Origin of the sequence: Paenibacillus popilliae ATCC 14706, assembly GCF_000315235.1 — a bacterium.
Taxonomy (GTDB): Bacteria; Bacillota; Bacilli; order Paenibacillales; family Paenibacillaceae; genus Paenibacillus_B; species Paenibacillus_B popilliae.
This window is the reverse complement of the sequence record NZ_BALG01000298.1, coordinates 1-3,102: the sequence shown is the minus strand read 5'-3', so window position 1 is coordinate 3,102 and position 3,102 is coordinate 1. Positions and strand designations below refer to the sequence as shown.

Below are 3,102 nucleotides of genomic sequence, written 5' to 3'. Positions count from 1 at the left end.
CTACTTTTGAGTATCTTGTTGTTTTGAAGCGTATCGAAGCGGACTTTGACGATTATCTTCATGATGCCTGGATGGAACACTTTTTCATAGTTAAAGAGGAATACGAGCGACAAACAGGGGAGAAGGTGTTCGATTCATTCAAATTGCTTGAAGACATCACTGGGAAGCCGCTACAGACATATACGACTGAAGTTGATAAGTATGGGGATGTAGTTAATATGATACCAAACAAACCAAATCTGAAGGCGGTGGAGAACGATGCGGTCCATTGATGAGATTCTAAAGGACATGAAGGCTCTTGGTACCTCTCCAGAAAGGATTGACAGGGATATTGCGGCGTTGGAAGCGGAATTGAAAGAGTGGGTGAGAATCGCCCCAAAAGGCAAGATAACGTTTAGCGAAGCTCGGAAAAACGTGGGTTTGAGTCACAAGCAGGTATCAGAGAAGGCGGGCATTCCGGTAAGCAGGATCAAAAAATACGAGGAAGATAACCAAAAAATGCATTACCCTACATTCAGAAAATTGTGCGACCTGTATGGAATTTCTGTTGATCATATCTATATTGGCGTGCTACCAGCACAAAATAAAAATCACCTTAACATGTCTTTGGCCGGACGTTAAGGCGATAACACAAATTCAAGGTATCCCTTTGCGCAACATTATACATAATCATTTCATGTTGTGCAAGGGGGACCCATACGGGAGAGTGTCGATAATGGGGAATAATTCGGTTAATGTCGATTTTGAAATTGAAATGCTGGTAAGGGAAATTGCTTTGAAACGGTTCTTGGAGGATGAAAACCCACAAAAAGCAGATCCGTTAAAACCCCCGCATGTGGTGCAAGCAAAAGATGAAGCCTACCAGGCTTTTAACTGCCTTACGAAATCTGCGGACGAAGCTCTTAAAACGCAACTCTTCGATTTGGAGGATAAGCTGAACAGTTTAGCCCGCTTGGAGCACGAATTAGAATTCGTAAATGGCTTCGTGGAAGGATATTTTTATCTAAGGCACGTAATGAAATATCAGGAAGCAGCCCTTCTTTCAACTGCGGAAGAAGGGGGCGGTTCGAAATGATGGTGGGGCTGGAGCAGGCAAAAATAATTGAGCTTCTCTACTTCATCGATCCCTATCCGAAGCGGGATATAGCAGAGTTCCAGGGTAAGTATCATCACCTTGGATTCAATTGGCGAGCCTTCCCACTAAAGGGGGATCTTGAGCCTCTTACAAACAGGCTACATGCTGCTCTCCAAGGCGTTGATAAAGAGGAACGTTATGACTTCTATGCTCAAATCATGTGGCACATCCTGGACCAGGACGAGAGCGCAATGGAGCGCTTATTTGAGGCTGCCTTTGGGGGGGATTGTCATGACACATGAACAAGTTTGTTCTTCTCTTTACAGCAGGCAAGCTGCGCTGCTAGATCGGCAAGGAGTTTTGAATGACCTTATGAGCGAACTGGAAGAGGTTGATAACGACGACAATACCGTTACTAGAACGGCTGCCTATAGGCTCATGGAGTTAGAACACAAGCTGCTTTTCAATGAACTGGACTATATCCATCATTTGTTAGATATCATCAATCAAAAGTAGGTGGGGGCGTGGGGGCTCAGCTTGAAGACGGATATACGCAAATAGCCAATGAACTGCTGGAGCATGTCCCACGTTTCAAGTTCAACGGCACGCAATTGCGTATAGTCTTGATTGTCTGGCGGTACACGTTTGGATTCAAGAGAAAGGATCACGGGTTATCGATTGGATTCATTTCGAAGGCTACTGGTCTGTCTTATAAATCAGTGGAAAAAGAATTGAAAAAATTGATTGAGTGCAAGGTCCTTTTTGTATCCGAGCAATGCACTACAACGAAGTCAAGAAAGATCGGAATGAACAAGTATTACACGGAATGGGAAATTGAAAGTAACCTCCCCCATAATGATAGGTCCCCTACAAACGAAGGAGACCCACAACTAGGGGAGAGTATCCCCCATGAACAGGGGGGAGGGTCCCCCACAATCGTAGGAGAGATGTCCCCCCCATCTGTAGGGGAGGGTCTCCTACAATTAGGGGGGGAAGAAAGAAAATATATAAAGAAAGATATTAAAGATAGTATATATACCATTTTCGAAGTCTGGAATTCCAAAAAAATAATTGTCCACAGGGAATTAACAGACACAACCAAAAGCGCAATTAACGCTAGGTTGAAAGCAAATAGTGAAGAAGAGTTGATTGAGGCTATTGGGAATTATCATTTCTGCTTGAAAAGTGAGGAGCATTATTATACCCATAAATTCACATTGAAGGAGTTTATGAATCCAAAAAATGTGGATAAGTTTCTCACAATGAACGATCCGCTGGAGAACTTCCGCGACAAGTACAAGAAGGTAAAAACGGATGCAGGAAAACGAACAAAGTTTAATCAGGATGAATTCCTTGCATCCCTCAAGGAGGACGCTTAAACATGACGGAAAAAGAAGCAGGACAGCTGCTAGTCATTATTACCGAGTTTGTCCCTTCCTACGTTCCGACAGAAAGCAGGGTGAAGCAATGGCAAAAAGGACTTGGGACGAAGCTAACATTCACGGAAGCCAAGCGGTACATGAATGAGCATTTTAAAGAATCCCGCTTCATTCCGGTTCCGGCAGACCTGCTGAAACGGAGACCAAGAAAGACAAACGTTATTACACTTGACCAAAAGGAGCGGGATTATCTTGAAGAGTTACACAGAAGACAACGCGAGAGAAACGCAGCCGCACGAGGAACTTCTTGGCGGGTTTCTGAGTGACCCAACCCTCTTCGAAGCAAATAGGCATGTTCTGACGGCCGACCTGTTCCAGGGCTACGATTGGCTTTACCGCCTTATGCAACAGGTTCACGACAAGGAAGGGCTAACGTTTAAGGGCACAGCGAAACAATGCAAGACGAAACAAATTCAGATACTGCATGAATTGAGAAAAACCTTCTTTAACGAAAACCGCGTGCCGATGCTCATCCGCCAAGTGAAGAAGGAGAGGCTGGCCGAGAGCATCACTAATCTGGCACATGAAACATTCGTGAAGGTGCGAGACGGCGAGGATAGCGACGAGATTCTACGGGATCTGCAACAT

General features: G+C 44.6%; 8 protein-coding genes. All 8 read left to right on the top strand.

Features of this window, described 5'->3' with window-relative positions:
- A partial coding sequence (locus PPOP_RS22945) for a hypothetical protein (RefSeq protein WP_006287789.1) occupies nucleotides 1-272 on the top strand: 272 nt, incomplete at its 5' end.
- Nucleotides 259-621 carry a helix-turn-helix domain-containing protein gene (locus tag PPOP_RS16540; RefSeq protein ID WP_006287788.1) on the top strand — a complete coding sequence of 121 codons (363 nt, stop codon included), beginning with the start codon at nucleotides 259-261 and terminating at the stop codon, nucleotides 619-621. The genes PPOP_RS22945 and PPOP_RS16540, both read left to right, overlap by 14 nt.
- A gap of 94 nt (nucleotides 622-715) precedes the next feature.
- The gene (locus PPOP_RS16535) at nucleotides 716-1,075 is read left to right on the top strand and encodes a hypothetical protein (protein WP_006287787.1); all 360 of its coding nucleotides are present in this window, start codon (nucleotides 716-718) and stop codon (nucleotides 1,073-1,075) included.
- Nucleotides 1,072-1,377, top strand: a complete 306-nt coding sequence (locus PPOP_RS16530; protein WP_006287786.1) for a hypothetical protein — start codon at nucleotides 1,072-1,074, stop codon at nucleotides 1,375-1,377. Before PPOP_RS16535 ends, PPOP_RS16530 begins: the two co-directional genes overlap by 4 nt.
- The gene (locus PPOP_RS16525; RefSeq protein WP_042229447.1) at nucleotides 1,367-1,591 is read left to right on the top strand and encodes a hypothetical protein; all 225 of its coding nucleotides are present in this window, start codon (nucleotides 1,367-1,369) and stop codon (nucleotides 1,589-1,591) included. Before PPOP_RS16530 ends, PPOP_RS16525 begins: the two co-directional genes overlap by 11 nt.
- Nucleotides 1,592-1,599: 8 nt before the next feature.
- The gene (locus PPOP_RS16520; protein ID WP_006287784.1) at nucleotides 1,600-2,454 is read left to right on the top strand and encodes a replication protein; all 855 of its coding nucleotides are present in this window, start codon (nucleotides 1,600-1,602) and stop codon (nucleotides 2,452-2,454) included.
- 2 nt (nucleotides 2,455-2,456) lie between these two features.
- A complete protein-coding gene (locus PPOP_RS22940; protein WP_006287783.1) occupies nucleotides 2,457-2,780 on the top strand; it encodes a hypothetical protein in 324 nt (107 codons plus the stop codon).
- The coding region (locus tag PPOP_RS16515) for a hypothetical protein (RefSeq protein WP_006287782.1) at nucleotides 2,707-3,102 on the top strand (396 nt) is incomplete at its 3' end. The genes PPOP_RS22940 and PPOP_RS16515, both read left to right, overlap by 74 nt.

Bases quoted from the DNA above. Each gene is read 5' to 3' on its own strand.
- PPOP_RS16540 (WP_006287788.1), top strand. From the start codon at position 259: ATGCGGTCCATTGATGAGATTCTAAAGGACATGAAGGCTCTTGGTACC.
- PPOP_RS16535 (WP_006287787.1), top strand. From the start codon at position 716: ATGGGGAATAATTCGGTTAATGTCGATTTTGAAATTGAAATGCTGGTA.
- PPOP_RS16530 (WP_006287786.1), top strand. From the start codon at position 1,072: ATGATGGTGGGGCTGGAGCAGGCAAAAATAATTGAGCTTCTCTACTTC.
- PPOP_RS16525 (WP_042229447.1), top strand. From the start codon at position 1,367: ATGACACATGAACAAGTTTGTTCTTCTCTTTACAGCAGGCAAGCTGCG.
- PPOP_RS22940 (WP_006287783.1), top strand. From the start codon at position 2,457: ATGACGGAAAAAGAAGCAGGACAGCTGCTAGTCATTATTACCGAGTTT.